The sequence below is a fragment of the Vibrio sp. LQ2 genome (assembly GCF_023920125.1).
Lineage (GTDB): Bacteria > Pseudomonadota > Gammaproteobacteria > Enterobacterales > Vibrionaceae > Vibrio > Vibrio fluvialis.
Window position 1 is genome coordinate 3,561,023 of the sequence record NZ_CP085308.1, and the last position, 24,900, is coordinate 3,585,922.

Annotated in this window: 21 protein-coding genes and 2 tRNA genes; 6 read left to right on the forward strand and 17 right to left on the reverse strand. The window is 50.0% G+C overall.

Annotation, left to right across the window (positions count from 1 at the left end):
- Positions 1-231 precede the first annotated feature (231 nt).
- Positions 232-951 carry a tRNA1(Val) (adenine(37)-N6)-methyltransferase gene (locus LGV68_RS16645; RefSeq protein ID WP_143683194.1) on the forward strand — a complete coding sequence of 240 codons (720 nt, stop codon included), beginning with the start codon at positions 232-234 and terminating at the stop codon, positions 949-951.
- A 91-nt stretch (positions 952-1,042) separates the two neighbouring features.
- Positions 1,043-2,290, forward strand: coding sequence for an ATP-dependent RNA helicase SrmB (gene srmB / locus LGV68_RS16650; protein WP_252535684.1), 1,248 nt, complete (start codon positions 1,043-1,045; stop codon positions 2,288-2,290).
- A 98-nt stretch (positions 2,291-2,388) separates the two neighbouring features.
- Here the strand turns inward: srmB and prfC are convergent, their stop codons facing one another.
- Positions 2,389-3,978: a peptide chain release factor 3 gene (gene prfC, locus LGV68_RS16655; protein ID WP_020332065.1), complete on the reverse strand. Its 1,590-nt coding sequence runs from the start codon at positions 3,976-3,978 to the stop codon at positions 2,389-2,391.
- Between the two features lie 208 nt (positions 3,979-4,186).
- On the opposite strand from prfC, the gene LGV68_RS16660 reads away from it, so the two are divergent.
- Complete coding sequence (locus LGV68_RS16660) at positions 4,187-6,244, forward strand: EAL domain-containing protein (protein ID WP_222742071.1); 2,058 nt, start codon at positions 4,187-4,189, stop codon at positions 6,242-6,244.
- On the opposite strand, the gene rimI is transcribed toward LGV68_RS16660, so the two are convergent.
- The 4 genes from rimI to LGV68_RS16680 form a co-directional block, all read right to left on the reverse strand.
- Positions 6,245-6,691: a ribosomal protein S18-alanine N-acetyltransferase gene (rimI, locus tag LGV68_RS16665; protein WP_020430533.1), complete on the reverse strand. Its 447-nt coding sequence runs from the start codon at positions 6,689-6,691 to the stop codon at positions 6,245-6,247. It abuts the gene before it with no gap.
- The gene (locus LGV68_RS16670) at positions 6,691-7,098 is read right to left on the reverse strand and encodes a DNA polymerase III subunit psi (protein WP_020332062.1); all 408 of its coding nucleotides are present in this window, start codon (positions 7,096-7,098) and stop codon (positions 6,691-6,693) included. Before LGV68_RS16670 ends, rimI begins: the two co-directional genes overlap by 1 nt.
- A 140-nt stretch (positions 7,099-7,238) precedes the next feature.
- Positions 7,239-7,745 carry an N-acetyltransferase gene (locus tag LGV68_RS16675; protein ID WP_024374251.1) on the reverse strand — a complete coding sequence of 169 codons (507 nt, stop codon included), beginning with the start codon at positions 7,743-7,745 and terminating at the stop codon, positions 7,239-7,241.
- Entirely contained in the window at positions 7,729-8,256 is a 528-nt protein-coding gene (locus LGV68_RS16680; protein WP_024374250.1) for an SCP2 domain-containing protein, read from the reverse strand. Before LGV68_RS16680 ends, LGV68_RS16675 begins: the two co-directional genes overlap by 17 nt.
- Before the next feature lie 208 nt (positions 8,257-8,464).
- Here LGV68_RS16680 and LGV68_RS16685 point away from each other — a divergent pair, with 208 nt between their 5' ends.
- From LGV68_RS16685 to LGV68_RS16695, 3 genes are all read left to right on the forward strand, one after another.
- Complete coding sequence (locus LGV68_RS16685) at positions 8,465-10,510, forward strand: EAL domain-containing protein (RefSeq protein ID WP_024374249.1); 2,046 nt, start codon at positions 8,465-8,467, stop codon at positions 10,508-10,510.
- 107 nt (positions 10,511-10,617) lie between these two features.
- Entirely contained in the window at positions 10,618-11,631 is a 1,014-nt protein-coding gene (locus LGV68_RS16690) for a peptidase U32 family protein (protein ID WP_024374248.1), read from the forward strand.
- Positions 11,632-11,648: 17 nt separating this feature from the next.
- Positions 11,649-12,527: a U32 family peptidase gene (locus LGV68_RS16695; protein ID WP_238775765.1), complete on the forward strand. Its 879-nt coding sequence runs from the start codon at positions 11,649-11,651 to the stop codon at positions 12,525-12,527.
- A gap of 54 nt (positions 12,528-12,581) precedes the next feature.
- Here LGV68_RS16695 and LGV68_RS16700 read toward each other — a convergent pair whose 3' ends face one another.
- From LGV68_RS16700 to LGV68_RS16755, 12 genes are all read right to left on the reverse strand, one after another.
- Positions 12,582-13,916, reverse strand: coding sequence for an MATE family efflux transporter (locus LGV68_RS16700; RefSeq protein WP_024374246.1), 1,335 nt, complete (start codon positions 13,914-13,916; stop codon positions 12,582-12,584).
- A 51-nt stretch (positions 13,917-13,967) separates the two neighbouring features.
- Entirely contained in the window at positions 13,968-14,378 is a 411-nt protein-coding gene (locus LGV68_RS16705; RefSeq protein WP_020332054.1) for a MarR family transcriptional regulator, read from the reverse strand.
- A gap of 125 nt (positions 14,379-14,503) precedes the next feature.
- Positions 14,504-15,412, reverse strand: coding sequence for a lipoprotein NlpI (nlpI, locus tag LGV68_RS16710; protein WP_238775764.1), 909 nt, complete (start codon positions 15,410-15,412; stop codon positions 14,504-14,506).
- A 116-nt stretch (positions 15,413-15,528) separates the two neighbouring features.
- A complete protein-coding gene (gene pnp, locus LGV68_RS16715) occupies positions 15,529-17,664 on the reverse strand; it encodes a polyribonucleotide nucleotidyltransferase (RefSeq protein ID WP_055452129.1) in 2,136 nt (711 codons plus the stop codon).
- A gap of 284 nt (positions 17,665-17,948) precedes the next feature.
- Positions 17,949-18,218 carry a 30S ribosomal protein S15 gene (gene rpsO, locus LGV68_RS16720; RefSeq protein ID WP_020332050.1) on the reverse strand — a complete coding sequence of 90 codons (270 nt, stop codon included), beginning with the start codon at positions 18,216-18,218 and terminating at the stop codon, positions 17,949-17,951.
- 116 nt (positions 18,219-18,334) lie between these two features.
- Entirely contained in the window at positions 18,335-19,282 is a 948-nt protein-coding gene (gene truB, locus LGV68_RS16725; RefSeq protein ID WP_020332049.1) for a tRNA pseudouridine(55) synthase TruB, read from the reverse strand.
- Positions 19,282-19,677, reverse strand: a complete 396-nt coding sequence (gene rbfA, locus LGV68_RS16730; protein ID WP_020332048.1) for a 30S ribosome-binding factor RbfA — start codon at positions 19,675-19,677, stop codon at positions 19,282-19,284. Before rbfA ends, truB begins: the two co-directional genes overlap by 1 nt.
- A 99-nt stretch (positions 19,678-19,776) precedes the next feature.
- Positions 19,777-22,482, reverse strand: a complete 2,706-nt coding sequence (infB, locus tag LGV68_RS16735; protein ID WP_020332047.1) for a translation initiation factor IF-2 — start codon at positions 22,480-22,482, stop codon at positions 19,777-19,779.
- A gap of 24 nt (positions 22,483-22,506) precedes the next feature.
- The gene (gene nusA / locus LGV68_RS16740) at positions 22,507-23,994 is read right to left on the reverse strand and encodes a transcription termination factor NusA (protein WP_020332046.1); all 1,488 of its coding nucleotides are present in this window, start codon (positions 23,992-23,994) and stop codon (positions 22,507-22,509) included.
- A gap of 18 nt (positions 23,995-24,012) precedes the next feature.
- Positions 24,013-24,468: a ribosome maturation factor RimP gene (gene rimP / locus LGV68_RS16745; RefSeq protein ID WP_020332045.1), complete on the reverse strand. Its 456-nt coding sequence runs from the start codon at positions 24,466-24,468 to the stop codon at positions 24,013-24,015.
- A gap of 206 nt (positions 24,469-24,674) precedes the next feature.
- Positions 24,675-24,751: transfer RNA gene (locus LGV68_RS16750), tRNA-Met, on the reverse strand.
- A gap of 54 nt (positions 24,752-24,805) precedes the next feature.
- A tRNA-Leu gene (locus LGV68_RS16755) sits at positions 24,806-24,889 on the reverse strand.
- Positions 24,890-24,900 lie beyond the last annotated feature (11 nt).

Genomic DNA, 24,900 nt, shown 5'->3' on the forward strand with positions numbered 1-24,900 from the left:
GGGGGCGAATAATGACGAAACCATTGACTTTTCGCAATAGCAAAGCCAAAAACACTACATTAATTTATAATCTTCGCCAAAAAGCAGTGAAATCCACCGATTGTTAAAAAATAGACAGAACGATATTTCGATCATTAGCACCTACAAAACCACAACAGTCAGCACAAAAAACCACACAATAAAATAACAACAGACATAATTACTTAATGATTGGATGAAATCGATATTTTCATGAAAAGTAGCACGTTAAAGACTAAAGGCTTCAAATTTAAGCAATTTGCCATTGAGGGTGGGCAAAGTGGTATGCCGGTCAGTACTGACGGTGTCATGCTCGGTGCGTGGGCATTTTCAAAGCCGCCACAACGTATTCTCGACATCGGCACGGGGACCGGATTGCTTGCTCTGATGTGTGCCCAGCGTTTTCCAAACGCGCAAATTGAAGCCGTCGATATCGACCCGCATGCGTTTGCGGCCGCCAGTTGCAATGCGCAACAGTCACCGTGGTCGGCACGCATTCATGTTTCTCACCAAGACATTCTCGCCACTCAGAGCAATGCCGCGTTTGATGCCATCATCTGTAACCCACCGTATTTTAATGACGGCCAGCAATCTCAGCATGCGCAGCGGGCAACCGCGCGCCACACTGATACGTTAAACCACAGCGATTTGCTCGGTGCGATGGCGCGTCTGCTTGCGCCAGAAGGCAAAGCCAGCCTGATTCTGCCCATCGTGGAGGGCGAACAATTGATTACGCTGGCCACACAACAAGGCTGGCATCTGGCACGGCGCTGCGACGTGCAACCTTCAGCGCGCAAACCTGTACACCGCTTATTGTTTGAGCTACAAAGAGACCCGTGCCAAACGCAACTCAGCACGCTCATTATTCAGGATGGAGCAGACTACAGTGCCGACTTTATCGCCTTAACTCGCGCTTTTTATCTGAAGATGTAGAAATTAAAGATGTGATCTGGTCGATGATCCATCTATAATGTGCGCCCTTTAATTTAGACTGATCAGCCCAGCGCTCGCGGAGTAAATAACAGTGATCAAAACCTTTGCTGACCTAGAACTGGACCCAAATCTTCTTGAAGCTATCGAGGAAATGGGCTTCGAACGCCCGACTCAAGTTCAAGCCGAAGCGATTCCCCAAGCCCTGGACGGCAGAGATGTATTGGCATCCGCTCCGACCGGTACCGGTAAAACCGCCGCGTTCGTGATCCCAGCGCTGCAATTCCTGCAGGATTTCCCACGCAAGAAAGCGGGCCCGGCCCGTATTCTGGTGCTGACTCCGACTCGTGAGCTGGCGATGCAGATTGCAGAGCAGGCACGTGAACTGGCGAAGTACACCAAGCTGAACATTTTCACCATCACCGGTGGTGTGCAGTATCAGGAACACGCTGACATTCTGGCAACCACGCAAGATATCGTGGTCGCAACGCCGGGTCGTCTGCTGGAATACATCGAAGCGGAACGTTTTGACTGCCGTGCGATTGAATGGCTGATCCTGGACGAAGCGGACCGCATGCTGGACATGGGTTTTGGCCCGGTGGTCGATCGTCTGTCAGCAGAGTGTCGCTGGCGTAAACAAACGCTGCTGTTCTCAGCAACATTGGAAGGTCGTGGCGTCGAAGGTTTCACCGCGGATCTGCTCAAAGAGCCGGCCGAAGTCAACGCTGAGCCGCCACGTCGTGAGCGCAAAAAGATTTCTCAGTGGTATCACCGTGCCGACGACATGAACCACAAACTGGCTCTGCTGAAAGCGATTCTGACGCAGCAATCAGAGCGTGCGATCGTCTTCTTCAAAACACGTGAGCGTCTGGCGGAAGTTCGTGCGGTGCTGGAAAGCGCGCAAATTGCCTGTTCGTGGATTCAGGGTGAAATGCCACAGGATCGTCGTAACAACGCCATCAGCCGCTTCCGTGACGGCAGCGTTAACATTCTGCTGGCGACCGACGTTGCTGCACGTGGTATCGACGTACCGGATGTGAGCCACGTGATCAACTTCGATCTGCCACGCAGCGCGGATGTGTACCTGCACCGTATCGGTCGTACTGCTCGTGCGGGTAAGAAAGGCATCGCGATTTCTCTGGTAGAAGCCCACGACCAACCAATGATGGACCGTGTAGCGCGCTACCTGAAAGAAGACATCAAAGAGCGCTATGTCGATGGCATGCGTCCTAAACACAAAAAACCCGTGTTTAAGAAAAAGAAAAAAGACGACAGCAAGAAAAAGACGGCCACGAAAAAGCCTGTCAGCAAAAAAAGCAGCGCAAAGAAGAAGAAAAAATAATTCTGACTCTTAAGATCGAAAAAAGCCGATGCACAGCATCGGCTTTTTTATCACCGTCGAATACCGCGCCACCCTACAGGCTGACGCGGTCAACACTCTTAGTGTTCGCGGGTCGCGCGGAATGTCACTTCCGGAGAACGTTCCTGAGCCAGGTTGAGGTTCACCATGGTTGGCGCGATGTACGCCAGGTTATCACCACCGTCCAGCGCCAGGTTGCTCTGGTTCTTACGTTTGAACTCTTCGAATTTCTTCACATCGCTGCATTCTACCCAGCGAGCCGTCGCTACGTTCACGCCTTCGTAGATCGCTTCCACGTTGTATTCTGATTTCAGACGCGCCACGACCACATCAAACTGCAGCACACCCACCGCGCCTACGATCAGATCGTTGTTTTGCAGCGGACGGAACACCTGCACCGCACCTTCTTCCGACAACTGAACCAGACCTTTCAGCAGCTGTTTCTGCTTCAATGGGTCTTTAAGGCGAATACGACGGAACAGCTCTGGTGCAAAGTTAGGAATGCCCGAGAACTTCAGTGATTCCCCCTGGGTAAAGGTGTCACCAATCTGAATCGTACCGTGGTTGTGCAGGCCGATGATATCGCCCGCAAACGCTTCTTCTGCGCGTGAACGGTCGCCTGCCATGAAGGTGACTGCATCAGAAATGCTCACCTGTTTGCCCAGACGTACATGGTTCATCTTCATACCCTGCTTGTAAGTGCCGGATACGATACGCATGAACGCGATACGGTCGCGGTGTTTTGGGTCCATGTTGGCCTGAATCTTAAACACGAAACCACTGAATTTTTCTTCGGTCGCTTCGACTTTACGCTCGTTTGCTTCACGTGGCAGTGGTGCCGGAGCCCACTCTGTCAGGCCGTCCAGCATGTGATCAACACCGAAGTTACCCAATGCCGTACCAAAGAATACCGGCGTCAGTTCACCTTTCAGGAAAAGTTCGCGGTCAAACTCGTGTGAGGCACCCAGCACCAGTTCCAGCTCTTCACGCAGTTGCATCGCCAGATCTTCACCCACTTGAGCATCAAGCTCTGGGTTATCCAAGCCTTTGATAATGCGCTCTTCCTGAATGGTGTGGCCTTGGCCGGTCGCATACAGCACGGTTTCATCACGATGAATGTGATATACGCCTTTGAACTCTTTACCACAACCAATCGGCCAGCTCACAGGCGCACACGCGATGCTTAACTCGTTTTCCACTTCATCCAGCAATTCCATCGGATCGCGGATTTCACGGTCGAGTTTGTTCATGAACGTCACGATCGGCGTATCACGCAGACGGGTGACTTCCATCAGTTTGCGGGTACGATCCTCAACACCTTTTGCCGCGTCGATCACCATCAGACACGAGTCTACCGCCGTCAGGGTACGGTAAGTATCTTCGGAGAAGTCTTCGTGTCCCGGGGTATCAAGCAGGTTAACCAGCGCATCGCGGTAAGGAAACTGCATCACAGAGGTGGTGACCGAGATGCCCCGTTCTTTTTCCATCTCCATCCAGTCTGATTTCGCGTGCTGTGCTGAACCACGGCCTTTGACCGAACCGGCCGTTTGAATCGCGCGTCCGAATAGCAACACTTTTTCAGTGATGGTTGTTTTACCCGCATCCGGGTGCGAGATGATGGCGAAAGTACGACGCTTGGATACTTCGCCCACAAAAGGTGTAGTAGACATGAAACGGATCTTCTCTTGATGCTAAAACGGGGACTAAAGCCGCGCCCTAGCCTTTCGGTTCAAATTTGCGCGGTATTCTCGCTGATCTTGGCCTTGGGAGCAACTTTAAGACACGAATGGAATAAAAGCTGAGTTTTTACTTTGCCATTAATTTCTCTGCAATTATGGACTATAACTGATAAGGAAGAACAGGGAATGCTCAACCTCTATGACCAGATTCAAGCAGATACATTCATTAGCGTTTCGCCAAGCCAAGACCGTCTTTCTGGTCTCCGTACTATTGGGGTTGTGCTTCAGCTTCTATCATACGCTGGTCGACCTGCATCAGGAGCGCGGGCGAATTGAGGAACACTACCATTTTCGCCTGATGCAAAGCTATGCGAACGCCAGCCAAGCCGCGTACCATCTCAATCATTTACTGGCAGAGCAAGTAGCCACCAGCCTGATGGCCGACCCCGGTATTTACCGCGTGGCGATCGTCGATGATTTTGGTGACGATCTGGCGCGCATGGAACAGGAGGTCAAACCGCAGGGCGTGATTATTCAGTTACTGTCGCGCTATCTCACTCCCGATGTACCAACATTTCAGGCTGACCTGCATCAACCCAATTCCAACGTGGTGGTGGGAACATTAACGTTTTCCATCGACGGCAGCTCAATCGCCAAAGATTTCATTGCCAAGACGACACGGGTGTTGTTGTTCGATCTACTGCGCAACATTTTGCTGACGTCGATTCTGCTGGTGTTCTTCTACCGTAAGTTGTCGTTGCCGATCACCACGCTGATCAACTGGGTGCGATCGCTACCGGATACGCCACACAACATTTCGCCGCCGCCACTGAATCAGGAGAGCGAGCTGAGCGAACTTGCTTCTTCGTTTCAAACCCTGTGGCATGAACGGGAACTGGCCGAAGCCAAACTCAACCAGCTCGCCTATTACGACAGTCTCACAGGGTTGGCCAACCGCAGCCTGTTGCTACAGATGCTGAGTAAATCCCTCGATCAAGCTGAGCAAACGCAGCAGAGTGGTGTGCTGTTTTACCTCGATCTGGACCGATTTAAAACCATCAATGATTCGCTCGGCCACACCATTGGCGACAAGCTGATCAAAGCGATCGCCACCCGTCTGCAAGCGTGGGCTAAACACGACTATATTGCCGCGCGTATCGGCGGTGATGAGTTTGTGGTCTTGATCCCCACTCTGCCCAATGATCGGGTGGAGAACGTCGCCAAGCAGTTGCTGGCGCTGATTTCCAACCCATATTCGATTGATGATCACCAGCTCTACTGCTCCGTCAGTATCGGCATCTCGATGTTCCCGTCACTGGGCACCACCAACATCGATATTCTGCGTCAGGCCGATACCGCGCTCTACCGGGCCAAAGTCTGCGGTCGCAACAAATACGTGTTTTATGAGCCGGAAATGCAGGCTCAGGTGGAATCATTCCTCGAAACCGAAAAAGGCTTGCATGAAGCGCTGAGCCGCAATCAGTTTGAGCTCTACTATCAGCCACAGGTGAACCTCAATCATCAGATCATCGGCGTGGAAGCACTGATTCGCTGGAATCACCCACAGAAAGGGGTACTGCCTCCGGGCGCGTTCATGTCGATTGCAGAAGAGACCGGGCAGATACTGCAAATCGGCAATTGGATTATTGAACAGGCTTGCTATCAGTACGCGCAGTGGAAGAAAGACGGCGTGCTGCCTGACGAGTTTCAACGCTTGGCGATTAACATCAGTCCGCTGCAATTTGCTCAGGATTCGTTTGTCGATCACATCCACGAGACACTGCATCAGGCTGGCATCACTGGTGAACACATCGAACTGGAGATCACCGAAAACCTGCTGCTGGAAAATGTAGAGAGTGCGATTGAAAAAATGGCGCGCCTGAAAGAGTTTCAGCTCAACATTTCCATCGATGATTTCGGTACCGGCTACTCCTCGCTGCGCTACCTGAAACATCTGGCGGTCGATGTCTTGAAGATCGACCGTTCATTCGTGACACAGTTGCATCTTGATGACAGCGATCAGGCGATTGTCGATACCATCATCATGATTGCCCGCCGACTGGGGCTGGAAGTGATTGCCGAAGGAGTAGAAGATACTTTTGAACTCAATGCGCTGAAAGCGCTGGGATGCGAGCAGTTCCAAGGTTATCTGTTTGATAAGCCGCTCAACGCGAAAGAGATGGCTCAGCGTTTCACTCACAACCGCTATCATGAGCTACTGGAACCAGTAGCAGCCCGCCAGTTTGGCCTTAAATGATCACAGAAACAGATAGCTCATGATGATCGCATCTTCGTGCCCATTGGCCGTAGGGTAGTAGTTCACCCGGCGGTCAATATCGTTAAATCCAAGCTCCGAATAGAGAGCATAGGCGCGTTGATTGCTTTCGCGCACCTCCAACCAGGCACTCTCCGCGCCCGCTTGCTCACAGATCTCCAGAAAATACTCGGCCAATTGGCGACCATAGCCTTTGCCCTGCTGCTGCGGATCAACGGCGATATTGAGCAGTGTCACTTCACCGACAATATTCTGCGCGTAGAAATAGCCCACCAGCGTCTCATCCACCAACATAACGTAATGACAGGCCCCCCGACTGGATAAATCACCAATCATGTTTGCTGACCAAGGATGAGTATGGGCACGTTGCTCAATCTGATACACCGCTTGGGTATGCTGCGGTGCCATTGGCATAAACTGAATCGTCATTAAGATTGTGCTCCGTATGAGCAAATTTGCTGCCATAAATCACGGCGATGTTGGGTATGACCGTCAATCTCAGCCAGCGTTGGTGAGATCAGACGATTCGCAGAAGTGTCAGCAGCCACGTCACAGCCGGCAAACCATATCCACTCCAGGCCAGCCAGTTCAAGCTGAGACAGTTGATGCGGGTAGACATGTCGTGCTGCACTCAACGGTAAATGGAAACTCTTCAACACACGCTCAAACAGTATCGCTTCTGCTGCCGTCGGGTGGCTGGCGCAGACCAACAGCAAGCGGCAACCTTCGTCCAATGGTGCCAGCGTCGGCTGATAGCCCTGCAGACGTTCCGGATGTACCAGTTCCCAGCTCTGAATGCCCATGGCGTGTAAGTATTGCTGTTGGTGATCAGACATGTTGAGTTGCTCATAATTTCAATGCGCGTCATGCTAACAAACTTCCGCGAATCCACTCAAGAAGCGCAGCGCGAAAAAGCGAAAAAACAAAGGAGCCCACAGGCTCCTTCACATCGTTGCTTTGGAAAATGGCAAGCCGTTTATGCCAAGTCGGAAAACTCTGGGCAGTACTGAATTTCGCCACTGCGCCCTTTCAGTTCATCGTCCCACAACGCGACAATCTGGAACGCACCAGCTGGTACATCCCACTGACAGCGAAAACCCTGCTCATCGGCAGCCGTAAAACCAAAACGGGAATAGTAGGCCGGATCCCCCAGAACAACACACGCCGGGTACCCCAGTTCACCCAGTGAAGCCAGACCTTCGTGCACCAATTCTGCACCCAAGCCCTGCTTACGGTATTCAGCCTTCACGGCGAGTGGAGCAAGCCCCTGCCAGTTAAGATCTTCACCGTTGAGATGCACCGGGCTAAACATGGCATGTCCAACCACTTCGCCCTCATCATCACACGCGACCAATGACAAAGTCCGATGGCCGTTTTCGCGTAATGCCATGACCAGATTGGCTTCAGCCTCGGTGTCAAAGACCTCTTTCAGTAAGCGGTCGACGGCCAGAATGTCCGCTGGAGCCTCAGTTCGAATAAGCATTCACTACCTCATTGTGTGTATTTGGCGTTTGCATGCCTTTATGCACAAAATCGGCGAGTTGGTGAAGTAAAATTTGCAATGCTTTGGGTAATTGTTCCAAATCCACACTGTCCATCAAATTTTTCACTTCCAGTCCCAGTTCTGTGTCACCTTCAATCGACAGGCGGCGCTGGAAAAATAAGGTATCCGGATCTTCTTTGCGTCCGGCAATCAGAATCAGGTCATTCAGATCGCCACTAAAACTCACATCTTCGTGCTTCACATTATCAGCCACGATAAGATTGTCATTCTCATAACTGATAAACCAGCGTAAATTCAGGTCACGAATTTCGACTTTCAGCCATTTATCTTCAAGAAATTCGAAGTCTCCATCGTCTAGCGCTTCATGAAAGGCGAGTTTGAGCCCATCCAGCAAGGCTTTTTTTTGCACAGATTTGGGCAATAAGTGGATTGGAGATCTCAAAATTGATGCGGCATTTTGAACTAGTTGAGTACGAATCTTGTTAATCACGCGCGTTATCCGTTACCTTTAATTTAAGTGTGTCTCATCATAATGGATGTATTTGCGCCGATTCCTGTTATGCATCAAAAAACCCGTACCCTGATGCACCTTTTCAGTAGCGGGAATCAAAGTTATAGTTAATATCTCTTGTAAGAGTAACAAGTTCAATGAATAGTACGCGCTCTGGACGGTTGGTAGTATCTTGATGCTTTCGCACATGCCCTCGCAAAATATACAGCACTGGTTTGCAAAAATTACGTCGAATAGTCCGTTCTTTTTTGCACTGCTTAATGACCAACATCAGTATGTTCTGGTCAATGAGCGCTATTGCGATATCGCCGGCCTTCCTGCTGACGACTTGATTGGTATGAACGACACTCAGGTTTTGGGTGAACACTTCTACCAGCATCTCCAACCGTATTACTCTCGTGCGTTTAACGGAGAAACTCTCGAAGCGGAAGTGACACTGCATGAACTCGATCTAGAGACCAGCCTGCACTTTTCGCTGTCCCCGATACTCAACGACAATCAAGTTGAATATGTGGTGTTTCACGCCATAGACACCTCCGAAAAACAGATCCTAATCCGCTCGCTGGAAGAGTCGGAGAACAAGTTCTCGACCCTGACTACTCTGCTGCCGGATGGCTTACTGTTGGTGGAAGACGACTGCATCATTTCTGCCAACCCATCATCCGCTCGTTTGCTCGGTTTTGATGACACGTCCGATCTTCTCGGTGAAGAGCTGTCACGCCTGTTTATTGATGAGAAAACCAAAGCCGTATTTACTACGCCAATCGGGCTGCTGTTGTCTGAAGCCCCTCTGGTTTGTCTCACAGGTCCGCGCTGCGGCTTTGAGCGTAAAGTTCAGCTGAACGCTGGCACTACTCGTGTTCTGGGCAGCAATTCTCAACTGATCCTGATTCAGGATGCGTCGCAGGCGACTAAGCAGCTGTCCGCGACGACCCAAACGGATATGCATATCGATACCTTAACCGGTTTGTATAACCGTTTGGGCTTTACCAAACGTCTGGAACAACTGATTCAGAACGATACTCCGCTGGTAATGCTCTACCTCGACATTGATAACTTCAAGAATATCAATGACTCGCTGGGGCATCACATCGGCGACAAAGTCATTAAAGAAGTCTCTTCACGCCTTAAACGTCTGCTGCCGCCACAAGCGGTGTTGGGCCACCTCGGCGGCGATGAATTCGGTTTGATCCTGCCAGAGCCCGAACATAACCGTTCGGCGGAAATGCTGGCGGAGCGCATTATTTCGCTCATCAACCAACCGTTCGATCTGCACCACTTCAGTAAACGTTTGGCCTGTTCTATTGGCAGCGTCCGCTACCCGGGCGACGGCAATGATGCACGCGTATTGCTGCAAAACGCCGACACCGCGATGTATGAAGCCAAAGACCGCGGACGTAACCGTCTGATCAAGTTCAATGATCAAATGAATAAAGAAGCGCGCATGCGCTTGTGGCTGGAAATTGAACTGCAAAAAGCACTGCAGCAAAATGGCCTCGAAGTGTGGTACCAACCGAAAGTGAACGCGCGTGATTTCAGTATCAACGGCGCCGAAGCTCTGGTGCGCTGGAAACACCCAGTTGAAGGCTATATCAGCCCGGGGGCCTTCATTCCGGTCGCGGAAAAAGCAGGCTTGATTGAACATCTTGGCCGCGTGGTGATGCGCGATGTGTTTGCGACCGTCAAACGCTGGAAACAGCAAGGTATTCTGCCAGGCCGTGTGGCGATCAACATTTCGCCCGAGCAGTTTGGCAACCCACAACTGATTGATTACCTTGAGAAGCTGTTGCGTACCACCGCTTTGGATCCAAACTGCATCACCTTTGAGCTGACTGAGAGCGCAATGATGAGCGACAGTGATCATACGCTGCAAATGCTCAATGCCATCAAAAAACTGGGGTTCTCGCTGTCAATTGATGATTTCGGTACAGGCTATTCATCGCTCGCTTATCTGGCCCGATTCCCGATTGATGAGCTGAAAATAGACCGCGCATTTATCACCGACATCGACACACTGCCCAAGCAGGTCACGGTGATTGAAAACATTATCAATTTGGGCAAATCACTCAATCTGACCGTAGTGGCAGAAGGGGTTGAAACCCAACAGCAAGCGACACTGCTTTCCAACCTGAACTGCCATTCCATTCAGGGTTTCCATTTCTACCGGCCTCAGCCAAAGCACGAAGTGGAAGAGCTGTTTTCGCAGCATCGACGCCACCGTAAATCACTCTAAGTGAGTAATTTCGCCTTTATTGAGTGAAACCTGCCTTACATCAAATCCGGTATTCATAATTCTTCATAAAATGCGGGCACTTTTCCTTAGAAAACAGTACCCGAGCAATGGAACTTCTCTGTCCCGCAGGTAACTTGCCTGCTCTCAAAACGGCCATTGATTGTGGCGCCGACGCGGTCTACATCGGTTTTAAAGATGACACCAACGCGCGTCACTTCGCCGGCCTTAACTTCAGCGGTAAAAAGCTGGATAAAGCGGTTCAGTACGTGCATGACCAAGGTAAAAAAATCCACGTTGCGCTGAATACCTTTGCGCACCCGAACGGTTTTGAACGCTGGACAAACGCGGTGGATCAGGCTGCAGATTTGGGTGTTGATGCCCTGATCGTCGCCGATGTGGCCATTCTTGATTACGCTGCCCAGCGTTACCCCGACATGGAACTGCACCTCTCCGTACAGGCCTCAGCCACCAACGTCAAAGCGGTAGAGTTCTACAAGCAGAATTTCAACGTGAAGCGTGTTGTTCTGCCCCGCGTACTGTCGATTCACCAGGTCAAACAGCTATCACGCAACATTCCGCAAGATGTTGAATTGGAGGTGTTTGCCTTTGGCAGCCTGTGCATTATGTCGGAAGGTCGCTGCTATCTGTCGTCGTACATGACCGGCGAATCACCGAATACCGTCGGTGCGTGCTCACCAGCCAAATACGTGCGCTGGCAGGAAACCGCGTCCGGTCTTGAATCGCGCCTGAATGAAATCCTGATCGACAAATATTCAGCCGGAGAGAATGCGGGCTACCCTACGCTGTGCAAAGGCCGCTTTGTGGCCGAACTCGATGGCGAACAAAAGCGCTATCATGCACTGGAAGAACCCACCAGTCTCAATACTCTTTCACTATTGCCAGAGCTGTTTGCTGCAAATGTCGCGTCAGTGAAAATCGAAGGACGTCAGCGCAGTCCGGCTTATGTCGAACAAGTGACCCGAACCTGGCGTGCCGCCATCGACCGCTATCTGGCTAACCCGGGAGCTTATCAGGTAGAAGCCGCGTGGAACGCTGCGCTGGCCAATGTTTCGGAAGGCACGCAGACCACACTGGGCGCCTATCATCGCCAGTGGCAATAATCGAAGTGGAGAATGCAATGAAATACGCCCTTGGTCCCCTGCTCTACTTCTGGCCTAAACAGGACGTTGAGCAATTTTATCAACAAGCTTGTGTCAGCGATGCGGACATCATTTATCTGGGTGAAACCGTCTGTTCGAAGCGTCGCGAAATTAAACCGCAACACTGGCTGGAGATCGCCAAAGCGCTGAGTGCAACCGGTAAGCAGATCGTGCTCTCAACCATGGCTCTGCTCGAAGCACCAAGCGAAATCAATGTGATGAAGAAGTACATTGATAACGGCGATTTCGCCGTGGAAGCCAATGACATGGCCGCGATTCAAATGGCCAGTGAAAAAGGCATTCCGTTTGTAGTCGGCCCAGCGATCAATACTTACAACGCCCATGCGCTGAAACTGTTTCTCAAACAAGGGATGACGCGCTGGTGTATGCCTGTGGAACTCTCTCGCGACTGGCTGGCGAACGTTCTCGAACAGTGTGAACAGCTGGGCATCCGTGGAAAGTTTGAAACCGAAGTGTTCAGTCACGGTTACCTGCCTCTGGCCTACTCTGCGCGTTGCTTTACCGCGCGCGCCGAGAACCGAGCCAAAGATGAGTGTGAAACCTGCTGTATTAAATATCCCACCGGCATTCAGGTTCACAGTCAGGAAGGTCAATCGGTATTCAATCTCAACGGTATTCAGACTCAATCGGGGTACTGCTATAACCTCATCAACGATCTGCCTGCGATGAGCAGTCTGGTGGATGTGGTGCGGCTCAGTCCATTGGGGGTGGAAACCTTCGGCCATCTCGAGCGTTTTAAAGCCAATGAACAGGGCCAGAAGCCCCAACCGCTTGAGCATCACCAATGCAACGGCTACTGGCATCAACTGGCGGGTTTAGAAATTAAAAATATCTGACTAAAAAGGCTGAAGTTCTATTTCAGCCTTTTGGTTTCTTTGCACGTCAATTCACTAAGCATAAGCAGGTACAGACGTTTTTCCTAAGCGTGAGACATCACGCCACAGCATCACACCGACCACGCAGCTGAGCGCGATATTCGACAGCGGAAACGCAATCCACACTCCGGTAATGCCGTACAGCTTCGGCAAAATATACAGAAACGGTAACTGAACCATCATGTTGCCCACGGTGACAAACATCGCCTTGCCGCCATGATTGGTTGCCTGATAGTAAGCGGCACTGACCACCAAAAAGCCATCCAGAAACAGGGCGAACATATGCAGTTTGAGCGCAAACACCGCGCCTTCCATCAAACGGGGATCGTTTGAGTTAAAAATGCCGATAACCTGTTCGGGGAACAGATTTATCATCAGCACAAACACCACCCCGCCCAGCACTGCAATACTCATGGCGACTTTCAGCAAGCGGCGAATGTTGTCGTACTGACGCGCGCCATGGTTAAAGCTCGCCAGCGGCTGCATCCCGTTAGCAATACCTTCCACGGTGAGATAGTACACGGTGACGATATATCCCAAAATGGCATACGCGCCGACCATGACGGCATTGCCGTACTGAATGATCAGGCTGTTGTGCAGCGCCACCATGGTTGAACCGTAGGCATACATAAAAAAGCTGGAAACTCCAATGGCAAAGATCTTCGGCAGATAGCGCCACTCCATGGTAAGACAAGCGCGCGTCAGACGCAGTTTGGCACGCTTTGAGAAGAAGTAGCTAAAACCAAGACCGGTGACGATCAGCTGCGAAATCGCGGTCGCAATCGCCGCTCCGGTTAACTCCCATTGCAACCAGGCAATCAGCACGTAATCGAGCACGATATTGCACAGCGCGCCCACCACCATCAGCAATGTGGCTAAATTCGGACTGTCGTCATTGCGCAGCAAAAATGGCATTGCAATCGACCCCAGAGTGAAGACACAACCGATGATCAGGATTTGCAGATACTGCATGCCCAATTCAAACGTGCGCCCTTGAGCGCCTTGCCAACGCAAAAAGTCATCAGCGAAGAACCACAGTATCGTAGCAACGATCGGCGCCAACATCACCAGCGTCAGCAACCCCGTCGCAAGAATGCGTTTGGCACTGTGGAGATCTTTTTCGCCTTGTTTAATCGAGGCCAATGCTCCGGTGCCCACCCCGACCAGCATCCCCATCCCCAGAATCGTACCAATCACTGGCCAAGCCACGTTGATTCCAGCTAAACCTTCCGCGCCCACATAGTGGCCGATAAAGATGCCATCCACGACCTGATAAAGGCCATTCACCAACATGGCTGCAACGGTCGGAATCGCGTAACGCAGAAACTGACGATAGATAGACGTATTCATATTCAACCACTCATTAATATAATTAGCCTAGCTAACTAAAAACATAAAAAATTAACGCAATGCTTTACTCAATAACATACCAAGAACTGCCGACTCCTCATCACTGAGATGTTGTGACACCCGGTTGGCTAGGATTTGATACACCTTAGCTTCTGATTCAAGGTGCTCTTCCGCCAGCTCGGTCAGCTCAAAACGATGTGAGCGGGCATCTTCGCTGCAACGAGTCCTTCTAACTAAGCCTTTCCGTTCTAGGCGCTTGACCATATTAGAAGCAGAAGGTTTAGTCACTTCCAGTTCCGCGGCAAGATCTGTCAGCCGAATCGCTTCCTGTGCTCCCTGAATCACTTTTAAGTAGTCATACTCATTAAAACTGAGCTGCGCGATTGGGTCTTCTTTACTGTACTTTCGCCACACTTTTGCCGTGAAACGTTCCAGTTTTTCCAGTTGAATGCCTAAACTCATGAATCTTGCCACTTGGTTAGATAGGCTAACTATTTTGCCTAAACTAAAAACAACAGGCAATAAAAAAGCCGCCTTATCAGCAGCCTTTTTATCTTAGTGATGGAATGTCACATTAAGATGACAACTTATTCAGCTTCAGGCTTTGCCTTGGCCAATTGAACATCGCGCAAGTGTTGGTAGATGCGGCCAAGTTCAATGAACGAGTAGCGATGCTCGACGTACTCATACACGTTGAAGGAAATCGCCAGCTTATAGAGTGAGACTGCGTGAGCATAGTCACCTTGCATCTGATAGCGCTTGCCAAGATAGAAATACGCTTCGGTCAAGTGCTGTGCCAGTGCGCTGTTATCACGAGTACCGCCCAGCACAGCTTTGAAAGCCTGCTCCTCAGAGACTTCATTCAGCATCAGAGCTACTAATACCCAGCCCCATTGCTCATCATGTTGTTGATAGCGTGCCATCAAGTCCTGACGAGCTTGTTCAGGATACTGCTCGCTTTGAATAATATACAGCCAGAGCGCGCGAAACGGGTCGCTCGGATCCTGCTGATAATGTTTGGTAATTTCTTCCAGAGCCAGCTCCGGACGCTCTCCGTAGTAAAGGGCAATTGCGCGGTTACGGGCGGCATAGAAGTTTTCCGGATCGAGTTCCAGCGTGGAATCAAACGATTCATAGGCTGCATCAAACTCGCCTGCTTCGGTGTAATACACGCCGAGCAGATTGAAGATATCCGGTTGCGCCGGATTGAGAGAAAGTGACTGAGTAAAATCCAGACGAGCCAAATCTCTGAGGCCGACACTGTCGTAGTAATTGCCGCGTTCGAATAACATTTTCGCGCGTACTTCGTTGCTCAAATCCGTACGTTGCAACAGTTGAGTTAAGCGGGCAATCTGTACTTCCTGCTGAACACTGGCTTGCAATGGAATCGCCATCGGTGGATATACCCATTGGGTATTTTGCGTCGAAGACTTAGTGGCACAACCTGCCAGAATCATCAGCGCTACGCTGACCGTTGCGGTTCGAAACCATTTCACAAATCGATACTCCTGTTTATCCCGCATTAAAAAAGGGAGCGAATGACGCTCCCTTTATAACATGCTTTGGCGTTAAAAAGCGAAAACAGATCGCGCTTTAACCCAGACAGTGACGCTTATTCAGCTTCTGGTGCATCCTGTGCAGCCATCGCTTCTTCAGCTGGTTTTTCAACCGCTTCTTTCATGCTCAGACGTACACGGCCTTGACGGTCGATTTCCAGAACTTTAACTTGTACTTCTTGGCCTTCAGACAGTACGTCAGACACTTTCTCGATACGCTTGTCAGCGATTTGAGAAATGTGTACCAGACCATCTTTACCAGGCAGTACCGTTACGAATGCGCCGAAGTCAGCCAGACGTGCCACTTTACCCGTGTAGATCTTACCCACTTCAACTTCTGCAGTGATCTGCTCGATACGACGAATCGCATCTTGCGCTTGCTCACCTGAAGTTGCCGCGATCTTGATCGTGCCGTCATCTTCGATTTCAATGGTGGTGCCTGTTTCTTCAGTCAGCTGACGAATCACTGCGCCACCTTTACCGATCACGTCTTTAATCTTGTCTGCGCTAATCTTCATGGTGTGGATACGTGGAGCGAATTGAGAGATATCGTCACGAGCACCAGAGATAGCTTGATCCATCACAGACAGAATGTGCAGACGTGCACCTTTTGCCTGGTTCAGAGCGATCTGCATGATCTCTTTGGTGATACCTTCAATCTTGATGTCCATCTGCAGTGCAGTCACACCGTTTGAAGTACCGGCTACTTTAAAGTCCATGTCGCCCAGGTGGTCTTCGTCACCCAGAATGTCAGACAGAACGACGAAGTCATCTTCTTCTTTCACCAGACCCATTGCGATACCCGCAACCGATGCTTTGATTGGCACACCCGCGTCCATCAGAGCCAGTGAAGAACCACATACAGACGCCATTGAAGACGAGCCGTTTGATTCAGTGATTTCAGATACTACACGCACTGTATATGGGAATTCATCGATAGAAGGCATAACCGCAGCAATACCGCGTTTTGCCAGACGACCGTGACCAATTTCACGACGCTTAGGAGAACCCACAAAACCCGTCTCGCCCACACAGTATGGAGGGAAGTTGTAGTGCAGCAGGAAGTGATCTTTCTTCTCGCCAGTCAGTTCGTCGATGATTTGTGCGTCACGTTGAGTACCCAGAGTCGCCGTAACCAGAGCCTGAGTTTCACCACGAGTAAACAGAGCACTACCGTGAGTACGTGGCAGAACGCCAGTACGTACGTCCAGTGCACGAACCATGTCTTTTTCACGGCCATCGATACGTGGGTTGCCAGCGATGATGCTGCGACGTACCACAGTTTTTTCCAGGTCGTGGAAAATAGTGTGGATTTCTTTTGGATTCAGTTCTTCGTCTTCAGCCAGCAGCTTCGCGCTGACTTCAGCACTGATTTCGTGGATGCGGTCATAACGCGCCATTTTCTCAGTGATTTGGTACGCTTCAACCAATTGGCTTTCAGCCAGCTCAGCAATCTTCGCTTTCAGCTCAGTGTTTTCTGCTGGCGCTTCCCAATCCCATGCAGGAGTCGCAACTTCTGCTGCGAATTCGTTGATCGCTTTGATCACGGTTTGTTGTTGATCGTGACCAAATACAACCGCAGACAGCATCTCTTCCTCAGACAGAACTTCTGCTTCAGATTCAACCATCAGAACGGCAGATTCAGTACCAGCAACTACAAGGTCAAGCTTCGATGTTGCAAGCTCAGCGTTGCTTGGGTTCAGAACCAATTGACCGTTGATGTGACCAACACGCGCAGCACCGATAGGACCATTGAACGGAATACCAGAGATCGCTAGCGCAGCAGAAGTACCAATCATGGTCACGATGTCAGGTTGCACGTCTGGGTTAACAGACACAACGGTCGCAATCACTTGAACTTCGTTTTTAAATGCATCTGGGAACAGCGGGCGGATTGGACGGTCGATCAGACGTGCAGTCAGCGTTTCGCCTTCAGAAGGACGGCCTTCACGCTTAAAGAAGCCGCCAGGGATTTTACCTGCAGCGTAGGTACGCTCTTGGTAGTTTACTGTCAGAGGGAAGAAATCTTGGCCTTCAACGGCTTCTTTCTTACCAACCACGCTCACGAATACTGCTGTATCGTCCATGGTTACCATTACAGCTGCCGTTGCCTGACGAGCCATAACGCCAGTTTCCAGTGTCACGGTGTGGTTACCGTACTGGAATGTTTTTACTACTGGTTTTTCAAACATTGAGTTTTTCCTTTTCCAGGGCATACCTGGATGAATCGATTGAAGACTCAAAACATCACCAATCGCGACTAGTAAAAACGGACTGATTGCCCAATCTGCTTTTAATAGCCGCGACCTGTTGGCCGACTTACGGTGACTGTAATGCCTTGAGTTTAGATAATGCTGACTTCATCAAGTCAGACGGCGGGTAGTATAAACTACATTGCGAAAGATGTGCCAAATTTAGATAACAAAAAAGGGGCATATAGCCCCTTTTTAAACAAACTGTTCTATGCAGCCACTGATTAGCGACGTAGGCCTAGACGTTTGATTAGATCTTGGTAACGAGACAGGTCTTTGCCTTTCAGGTAATCAAGAAGTTTACGACGGCTAGAAACCATGCGTAGCAGACCACGACGGCTGTGGTGATCGCCTTTGTGCGCTTTGAAGTGACCTTGTAGGTGGTTGATAGAAGCAGTCAGTAGAGCTACTTGTACTTCTGGTGAACCAGTGTCGCCTTCGCCACGTGCGTATTCAGCAACGATTGCTGCTTTAGTTTCTGCATTCAGAGACATAATTCTCTCCTAAAGAGTTAAGTTTATATTTGTGCCAGCCAATCTCTGATTCAGCCGACACGAGGAGCGCGAATTATAGGGAATTATTCCCCTTCGCACAAGATCAAAAAAGACGGTTACTCGGCGTCTTTCGGGTAAACCACCAGACGTTTCGGCGCAATTTTGCCATCGTCGTTCATTTCACCCACGCCCAAGAAGAGTTTCTCCTCTCCGCCAGTCAAGCGGACGAAGCAATCACTTGGCGCGCCAAAGACTTGCACCGCTTGACCGTGTTGTACCATGTGCACCAGTTCAGGTACCAGATTCACCTCTGGCAAATCCTGCACTGCGGTATCCATTGGTAGCAGCAACGCATCTAAAATCTCGTAAGGTGAGCGATCTTCGCGTTGTGCTTGCTCAACCATTTCGTTGAGTTGCTCCAACGTGACCATATTTTCGTACGGGTACTTTGCCACACCAGTGCGGCGCAGCATCGTGACGTGAGCACCACAGCCCAGCATTTCGCCTAAATCGTCAACGATAGTACGAATGTATGTGCCTTTTGAGCAATGCACTTCCATCTCCACTTCATCGCCTTCAAAGCGATGCAGGACAATGTCGTACACTGTAATCTTGCGCGCTTCACGCGGCACTTCAATACCTTGGCGTGCGTATTCGTACAACGGACGTCCTTGATATTTCAGCGCAGAAAACATCGATGGCACCTGATCGGTTTCGCCACGGAATGATTCAATCTTGGCCAGCAATGTTTCGCGCTCGACATGCACCGGGCGTGTTTCCACCACTTCACCGTCAGAGTCTGAGGTGTCGGTGCGCTCACCTAACTTGGCAATCACGCGGTAGCGTTTGTCGGAGTCGAGCAGGAACTGGGAGAACTTGGTCGCTTCACCGAGACAAATCGGCAGCATACCAGTTGCCAGAGGATCCAGAGCACCTGTGTGTCCGGCTTTCTCGGCGAAAAACAGGCGTTTCACTTTCTGTAAAATGTCGTTCGACGAAATGCCCGTTGACTTATCCAGTAACAGAACACCGTTGATCGCACGGCCTTTACGACGACGCGCCATTACTCTTCGTCCTCACGACCAGCATCTTTTTGCTTGCGCTTGTCCTGACTCACCACTTCGGTCACCAGGTTTGACATGCGCATACCTTCCACCAGGGTGTTGTCGTAGTGGAAGCGAATTTCCGGCGTCAGACGCAGACGAATGCGTTTACCCAGCATCATACGGATGTGCACTTCGTGCTCACGCAGCGCATTCAGGCACGATTCAGGTGTTTGCTCACCCACGCACAGGAAAGTGACGAAAACTTTGGCGTAAGCCAGATCGCGAGACACTTCAACGTCAGAAATGGTCACCATACCCAGACGGGAATCGCGCACTTCGCGTTGTAGAATCATCGCTAATTCTTTTTGTAATTGCTGTGCCACACGTTGAGTACGGCTAAATTCTTTTGGCATATTCTTTTCTCACTGATAGAAAGAATGGGGGGATGGTTTACCCAGCCCCCCATGGTGTATTCAACAACCTAAACTTGCCGATAATGCAATTTTAGTTGGTTAGTCGATGGTGCGTTGAATCTCAACGGTTTCGAACACTTCGATCTGGTCGCCTACGCGAACGTCGTTGTAGTTCTTAACGCCGATACCACACTCGTAACCATTCTTAACTTCTGCTACGTCGTCTTTAAAGCGACGCAGAGATTCCAGTTCGCCTTCGTAGATAACAACGTTATCACGCAGTACGCGAATTGGGCTATGACGTTTAATGGTACCTTCAGTCACCATACAACCTGCGATTGCACCCAGTTTCGGTGACTTGAACACGTCACGAACTTCAGCAAGACCAATGATTTCCTGCTTGAATTCTGGAGCCAGCATACCGCTCATCGCTTGTTTCACTTCGTCGATCAATTGGTAAATGATCGAGTAGTAGCGAAGGTCGATGTTTTCTGCGTCAAGGGTACGACGAGCAGACGCATCTGCACGAACGTTAAAGCCGACTACGATAGCATTTGATGCAGCTGCCAGTACGGCATCTGTCTCAGTAATACCACCGACGCCAGAACCCACGATGTTCACTTTCACTTCTTCAGTAGACAGTTTCAGTAGTGAGTCAGCGATCGCTTCAACCGAACCTTGTACGTCCGCTTTCAGAACGATGTTCAGTTCAGCAACGTCACCAGCAGCCATGTTCGAGAACATGTTTTCCAGTTTCGATTTCTGCTGACGAGCCAGCTTCACTTCGCGGAATTTACCTTGACGGTAGTTCGCTACTTCACGTGCTTTACGCTCGTCACGAACAACAGTTGCTTCGTCACCTGCAGCAGGAACGCCTGACAGACCCAGGATTTCTACAGGGATAGAAGGACCTGCTTCTTCCACTTCGTTACCCAGTTCGTCACGCATTGCACGTACACGGCCATATTCTTGACCACACAGTACGATGTCGCCTTTGTGCAAAGTACCGGACTGAACCAGAACCGTTGCAACCGGACCACGACCTTTATCCAGACGTGATTCGATAACCACACCAGAAGCCATACCGTCTTTCACTGCGTGCAGTTCCAGAACTTCAGCTTGCAGCAGAATCGCTTCTAGCAGTGCATCGATGTTGGTACCCTGTTTTGCAGAGATGTGAACGAACATGTTCTCACCGCCCCACTCCTCAGGCATAACATCGTAGGCAGCCAGTTCGTTTTTCACGTTGTCTGGGTTTGCCGCTTCTTTATCGATCTTGTTTACCGCAACAATCAAAGGTACGCCGGCCGCTTTCGCGTGCTGAATCGCTTCAACTGTCTGTGGCATTACGCCATCGTCCGCTGCAACCACAAGAACAACGATATCCGTTGCCTGAGCACCACGAGCACGCATTGCAGTAAATGCCGCGTGTCCAGGAGTATCCAGGAAGGTAATCATACCGTTTGGTGTTTCAACGTGGTAAGCACCGATGTGCTGAGTAATACCACCCGCTTCGCCTGACGCAACGTGCGTACGACGAATGTAGTCCAGTGTAGACGTTTTACCGTGGTCAACGTGGCCCATGATGGTTACTACCGGAGCACGTGGCACAGACTCAAATTCGTCATCACGGTCAGACAGAACGGCTTCTTCCAGCTCGTTTTCTTTACGAATGATAACTTTGTGGCCCATTTCTTCCGCAACCAGTTGAGCAGTTTCCTGATCAATCACTTGGTTGATGGTTGCCATAGCACCCAGTTTCATCATCACTTTGATGACTTCAGTCGCTTTCACTGACATCTTCTGAGCCAGTTCAGACACGACGATAGTCTCGCCGATCACTACATCAGATTTTGCAACGACAGCACTCTTGTCGAAACCATGTTGCATTGACGTAGGCTTGCTGATACGACCTTTACGACCGGCTTTACCACCACGAGTACGAGAAGAATCACGTTCTTGTTTATCATCGCGAGAAGACATTTTTCTCTTGTTCGCTTTGGTAGAACGACGGCTTGAACCTTCTTCACGACGGTCTGCTTCATCTTCGGCTTCACGAGCGTAGCGTGAAGTCGTTACGTGGTAATCTGTATCTTCTTGCATATCACCCTTTTTCTCTTCTTCAGCAGACCAACGCTCTTTGTTTAATTCGGCCAATTCACGCGCTTTTTCAAGCTGACGGCGACTTTCCTCTTCCGCCTTACGTTTCGCTTCTTCTTCCTGGCGACGTTTTAGCTCATCGGCCTCTTTTCGCGCTGCTTCTTGCTTCGATTTATCTTCTGCAGAACGCTCACGTTTTGCTTCTTGAGCTTCACGCTTCACTTTATCGTCAGCGTCGCGTTTAGCTTTCTCTTCCGCGTCACGTTTTGCTTTTTCTTCCGCTTCACGTTTCGCTGCATCAGCAGCTTCACGTTTCAGTGCTTCTTCAGCTTCGCGTTTCGCTTGTTCTTCCGCTTCACGGTTTGCTGCTTCTTCAGCTTCACGTGTCGCTTCATCTTCGATTGTACTGCGCTTAACATACGTACGTTTTTTGCGCACTTCAACCTGAACATTCTTACTTTTACCGCCACCGGCATTTACGCTCAGTGTACTGCGGGTCTTACGCTGGAGTGTTAAACGAGTTGGCTCAGCCGTTGATGCTTCGCCATGTTCTTTGCGCAGATGGGAGAGAAGCTTCTGCTTCTCGTCCTCGGTTACGCTGTCTGAACCTGATTTTTTCATACCAGCATCAGCAAGTTGCTCTAATAAGCGGTCAACTGGAGTACCAATTTCTTCACTCAGTGCTTTAACTGTAAGTTGTGTCATGCCGCTTCCTCCCCTTGCTGAAAATTATGCGTCTTCGCCGAACCAACAAATGTTGCGAGCCGCCATAATTAATTCGCCCGCACGCTCTTCGGTTAGGCCTTCAATACCTTCAAGATCGTCGATACCCTGGTCTGCCAGATCTTCCAGTGTCGCAACACCTTTCGCAGCCAGTTTGAACGCCATTTCGCGCTCTAGGCCTTCCAGTGCCAGCAGATCTTCTGCAGGCTCCAGGCCGTCAAACGATTCTTCTTGTGCCAATGCGATGGTAGTCAGCGCATCTTTGGCACGGTTACGTAGTTCTTCAACCAGATCTTCATCCAGGCCGTCTACTTCCAGTAGCTCATTCACTGGAACGTAAGCGATTTCTTCCAGAGTCGAGAAACCTTCTTCAACCAAAAGCTCCGCAAAGTCCTGTTCGATATCCAGGTACTTCATGAAGTTTTCGATAGAAGCCATTGACTCTTCTTGGTGTTTCTTCTGCAGATCTGCCACTGTCATAACGTTCAGTTCCCAACCAGTCAGTTGAGATGCCAGGCGTACGTTCTGACCGTTACGGCCGATTGCCTGTGCCAGATTGTCTGCTTCAACAGCGATGTCCATGGCGTGTGCATCTTCATCAACGATGATCGACGCCACATCCGCTGGAGCCATTGCATTAATCACGAATTGCGCTGGGTTATCATCCCAAAGAACGATATCGATACGCTCGCCGCCCAGCTCGCCTGAAACAGCCTGAACGCGCGCACCACGCATACCAACACACGCACCCACAGGGTCAATACGTTTGTCGTTGGTTTTCACGGCAATTTTCGCACGAGAACCCGGATCGCGCGCAGCGCCTTTCAGTTCAATCAGCTCTTCACCGATTTCTGGCACTTCAACACGGAACAGTTCTGCCAGCATTTCTGGCTTAGAACGAGTAACGAACAGTTGGAAACCACGCGCTTCTGGCGCCACTTTGTACAGCAGACCACGCACGCGGTCGCCTGGGCGGAAGTTTTCACGTGGCAGTTGGTCTTCACGTAGGATGACCGCTTCTGCGTTGTTACCCAGATCCAGAATCACGGTGTCACGGTTTACTTTCTTCACCACACCAGTGATCAGTTCGCCTTCATTGTCGATGAACTGTTCAACGATTTGTGCACGTTCAGCTTCACGCACTTTCTGTACGATAACCTGCTTCGCCGTTTGAGTCGTGATACGGTCAAACGTTACTGATTCGATTTCATCTTCGATGTAGTCGCCCAGTTTGACTGATTCATCATCGTAAACCGCTGCTTCTAAAGAGATTTCTTTAGTCGGGTTTTCTACTTCATCAACAACCAGCCAGCGACGGAACGTATCGAACTCACCAGTTTTACGGTCAATAGCAACACGAACATCGATTTCGATTTCATATTTCTTCTTTGTTGATGTAGCCAGCGCAGTTTCCAGCGCTTCAAAAATACGCTCACGAGGTACCGCTTTCTCGTTAGAAACCGCCTCAACAACCGCTAAAATTTCTTTACTCATTGTTATAGCCTCTAAGACTTAAAATTTAGGGATCAGGTTAGCTTTTGAAATGTTGCTGAGAGCGAAATGTTCTTCCTGCCCTTCAACCATGACATTGATGGTTTCACCGTCGGCGCCAAGGATTTCACCTTTCCACTTGCGGCGGTTACCCACAGCCATTTTCAACACGATGCTGACCTCGTGACCTTTAAATTGTTCATAGTGTGCAGCTTTAAAAAGTGGTCTTTCTAAACCAGGTGAAGAAACTTCAAGGTTGTAAGCCACTGTAATTGGATCTTCAACATCCAACACTGCACTCACTTGATGACTTACTTCTGCACAGTCATCCACGGTAATTCCGTTTTCGTGATCGATATAGATACGTAGCGTTGAGTGCTGTCCTGCACGGACAAATTCTAATCCAACTAACTCATAACCTGATGCAGCAACTGGAGCGTCAAGCATTTCAGTAAGTTGTCTTTCTAAACCAGTCATTTAAACCACTCCAGAAACAAAAAAAGGGCATAGAGCCCAATTTAAATTCCAAGCAAGCACCTGAATTTTCGGATGAAAAATTCAGATAACAAAAAACCCCGAAAGTCGGGGTTTTTTGTTGCTGGACCCTGATAAATTGAGAATTTCTTCTCAACTGCAGTGAGGTTAACACTGCCAAACTTGCATCCGTAACCCTAGAGGTTAGATGGTTGCGGGGGCCGGATTTGAACCAACGACCTTCGGGTTATGAGCCCGACGAGCTACCAAGCTGCTCCACCCCGCGTCCGACTTGTAAGCAATTATACGCTCTACAAGGTGATTTACAAGTTTGTAAATATGGTGCCGAGAGAGGGACTCGAACCCTCACACCTAGGGCGCTAGCACCTCATGCTAGTGTGTCTACCAATTTCACCATCTCGGCATAACCTGACT

What these genes read in the sequence shown, in the direction of transcription:
- LGV68_RS16645 (WP_143683194.1), top strand. Translation starts at nt 232, where the DNA reads ATGAAAAGTAGCACGTTAAAGACTAAAGGCTTCAAATTTAAGCAATTT.
- prfC (WP_020332065.1), bottom strand. Translation starts at nt 3,978, where the DNA reads ATGTCTACTACACCTTTTGTGGGCGAAGTATCCAAGCGTCGTACTTTC.
- LGV68_RS16660 (WP_222742071.1), top strand. Translation starts at nt 4,187, where the DNA reads ATGACCAGATTCAAGCAGATACATTCATTAGCGTTTCGCCAAGCCAAG.
- rimI (WP_020430533.1), bottom strand. Translation starts at nt 6,691, where the DNA reads ATGACGATTCAGTTTATGCCAATGGCACCGCAGCATACCCAAGCGGTG.
- LGV68_RS16670 (WP_020332062.1), bottom strand. Translation starts at nt 7,098, where the DNA reads ATGTCTGATCACCAACAGCAATACTTACACGCCATGGGCATTCAGAGC.
- LGV68_RS16675 (WP_024374251.1), bottom strand. Translation starts at nt 7,745, where the DNA reads ATGCTTATTCGAACTGAGGCTCCAGCGGACATTCTGGCCGTCGACCGC.
- LGV68_RS16685 (WP_024374249.1), top strand. Translation starts at nt 8,465, where the DNA reads ATGCCCTCGCAAAATATACAGCACTGGTTTGCAAAAATTACGTCGAAT.
- LGV68_RS16690 (WP_024374248.1), top strand. Translation starts at nt 10,618, where the DNA reads ATGGAACTTCTCTGTCCCGCAGGTAACTTGCCTGCTCTCAAAACGGCC.
- LGV68_RS16695 (WP_238775765.1), top strand. Translation starts at nt 11,649, where the DNA reads ATGAAATACGCCCTTGGTCCCCTGCTCTACTTCTGGCCTAAACAGGAC.
- LGV68_RS16700 (WP_024374246.1), bottom strand. Translation starts at nt 13,916, where the DNA reads ATGAATACGTCTATCTATCGTCAGTTTCTGCGTTACGCGATTCCGACC.
- LGV68_RS16705 (WP_020332054.1), bottom strand. Translation starts at nt 14,378, where the DNA reads ATGAGTTTAGGCATTCAACTGGAAAAACTGGAACGTTTCACGGCAAAA.
- pnp (WP_055452129.1), bottom strand. Translation starts at nt 17,664, where the DNA reads ATGTTTGAAAAACCAGTAGTAAAAACATTCCAGTACGGTAACCACACC.
- rpsO (WP_020332050.1), bottom strand. Translation starts at nt 18,218, where the DNA reads ATGTCTCTGAATGCAGAAACTAAAGCAGCAATCGTTGCTGAATACGCA.
- truB (WP_020332049.1), bottom strand. Translation starts at nt 19,282, where the DNA reads ATGGCGCGTCGTCGTAAAGGCCGTGCGATCAACGGTGTTCTGTTACTG.
- rbfA (WP_020332048.1), bottom strand. Translation starts at nt 19,677, where the DNA reads ATGCCAAAAGAATTTAGCCGTACTCAACGTGTGGCACAGCAATTACAA.
- infB (WP_020332047.1), bottom strand. Translation starts at nt 22,482, where the DNA reads ATGACACAACTTACAGTTAAAGCACTGAGTGAAGAAATTGGTACTCCA.
- nusA (WP_020332046.1), bottom strand. Translation starts at nt 23,994, where the DNA reads ATGAGTAAAGAAATTTTAGCGGTTGTTGAGGCGGTTTCTAACGAGAAA.
- rimP (WP_020332045.1), bottom strand. Translation starts at nt 24,468, where the DNA reads ATGACTGGTTTAGAAAGACAACTTACTGAAATGCTTGACGCTCCAGTT.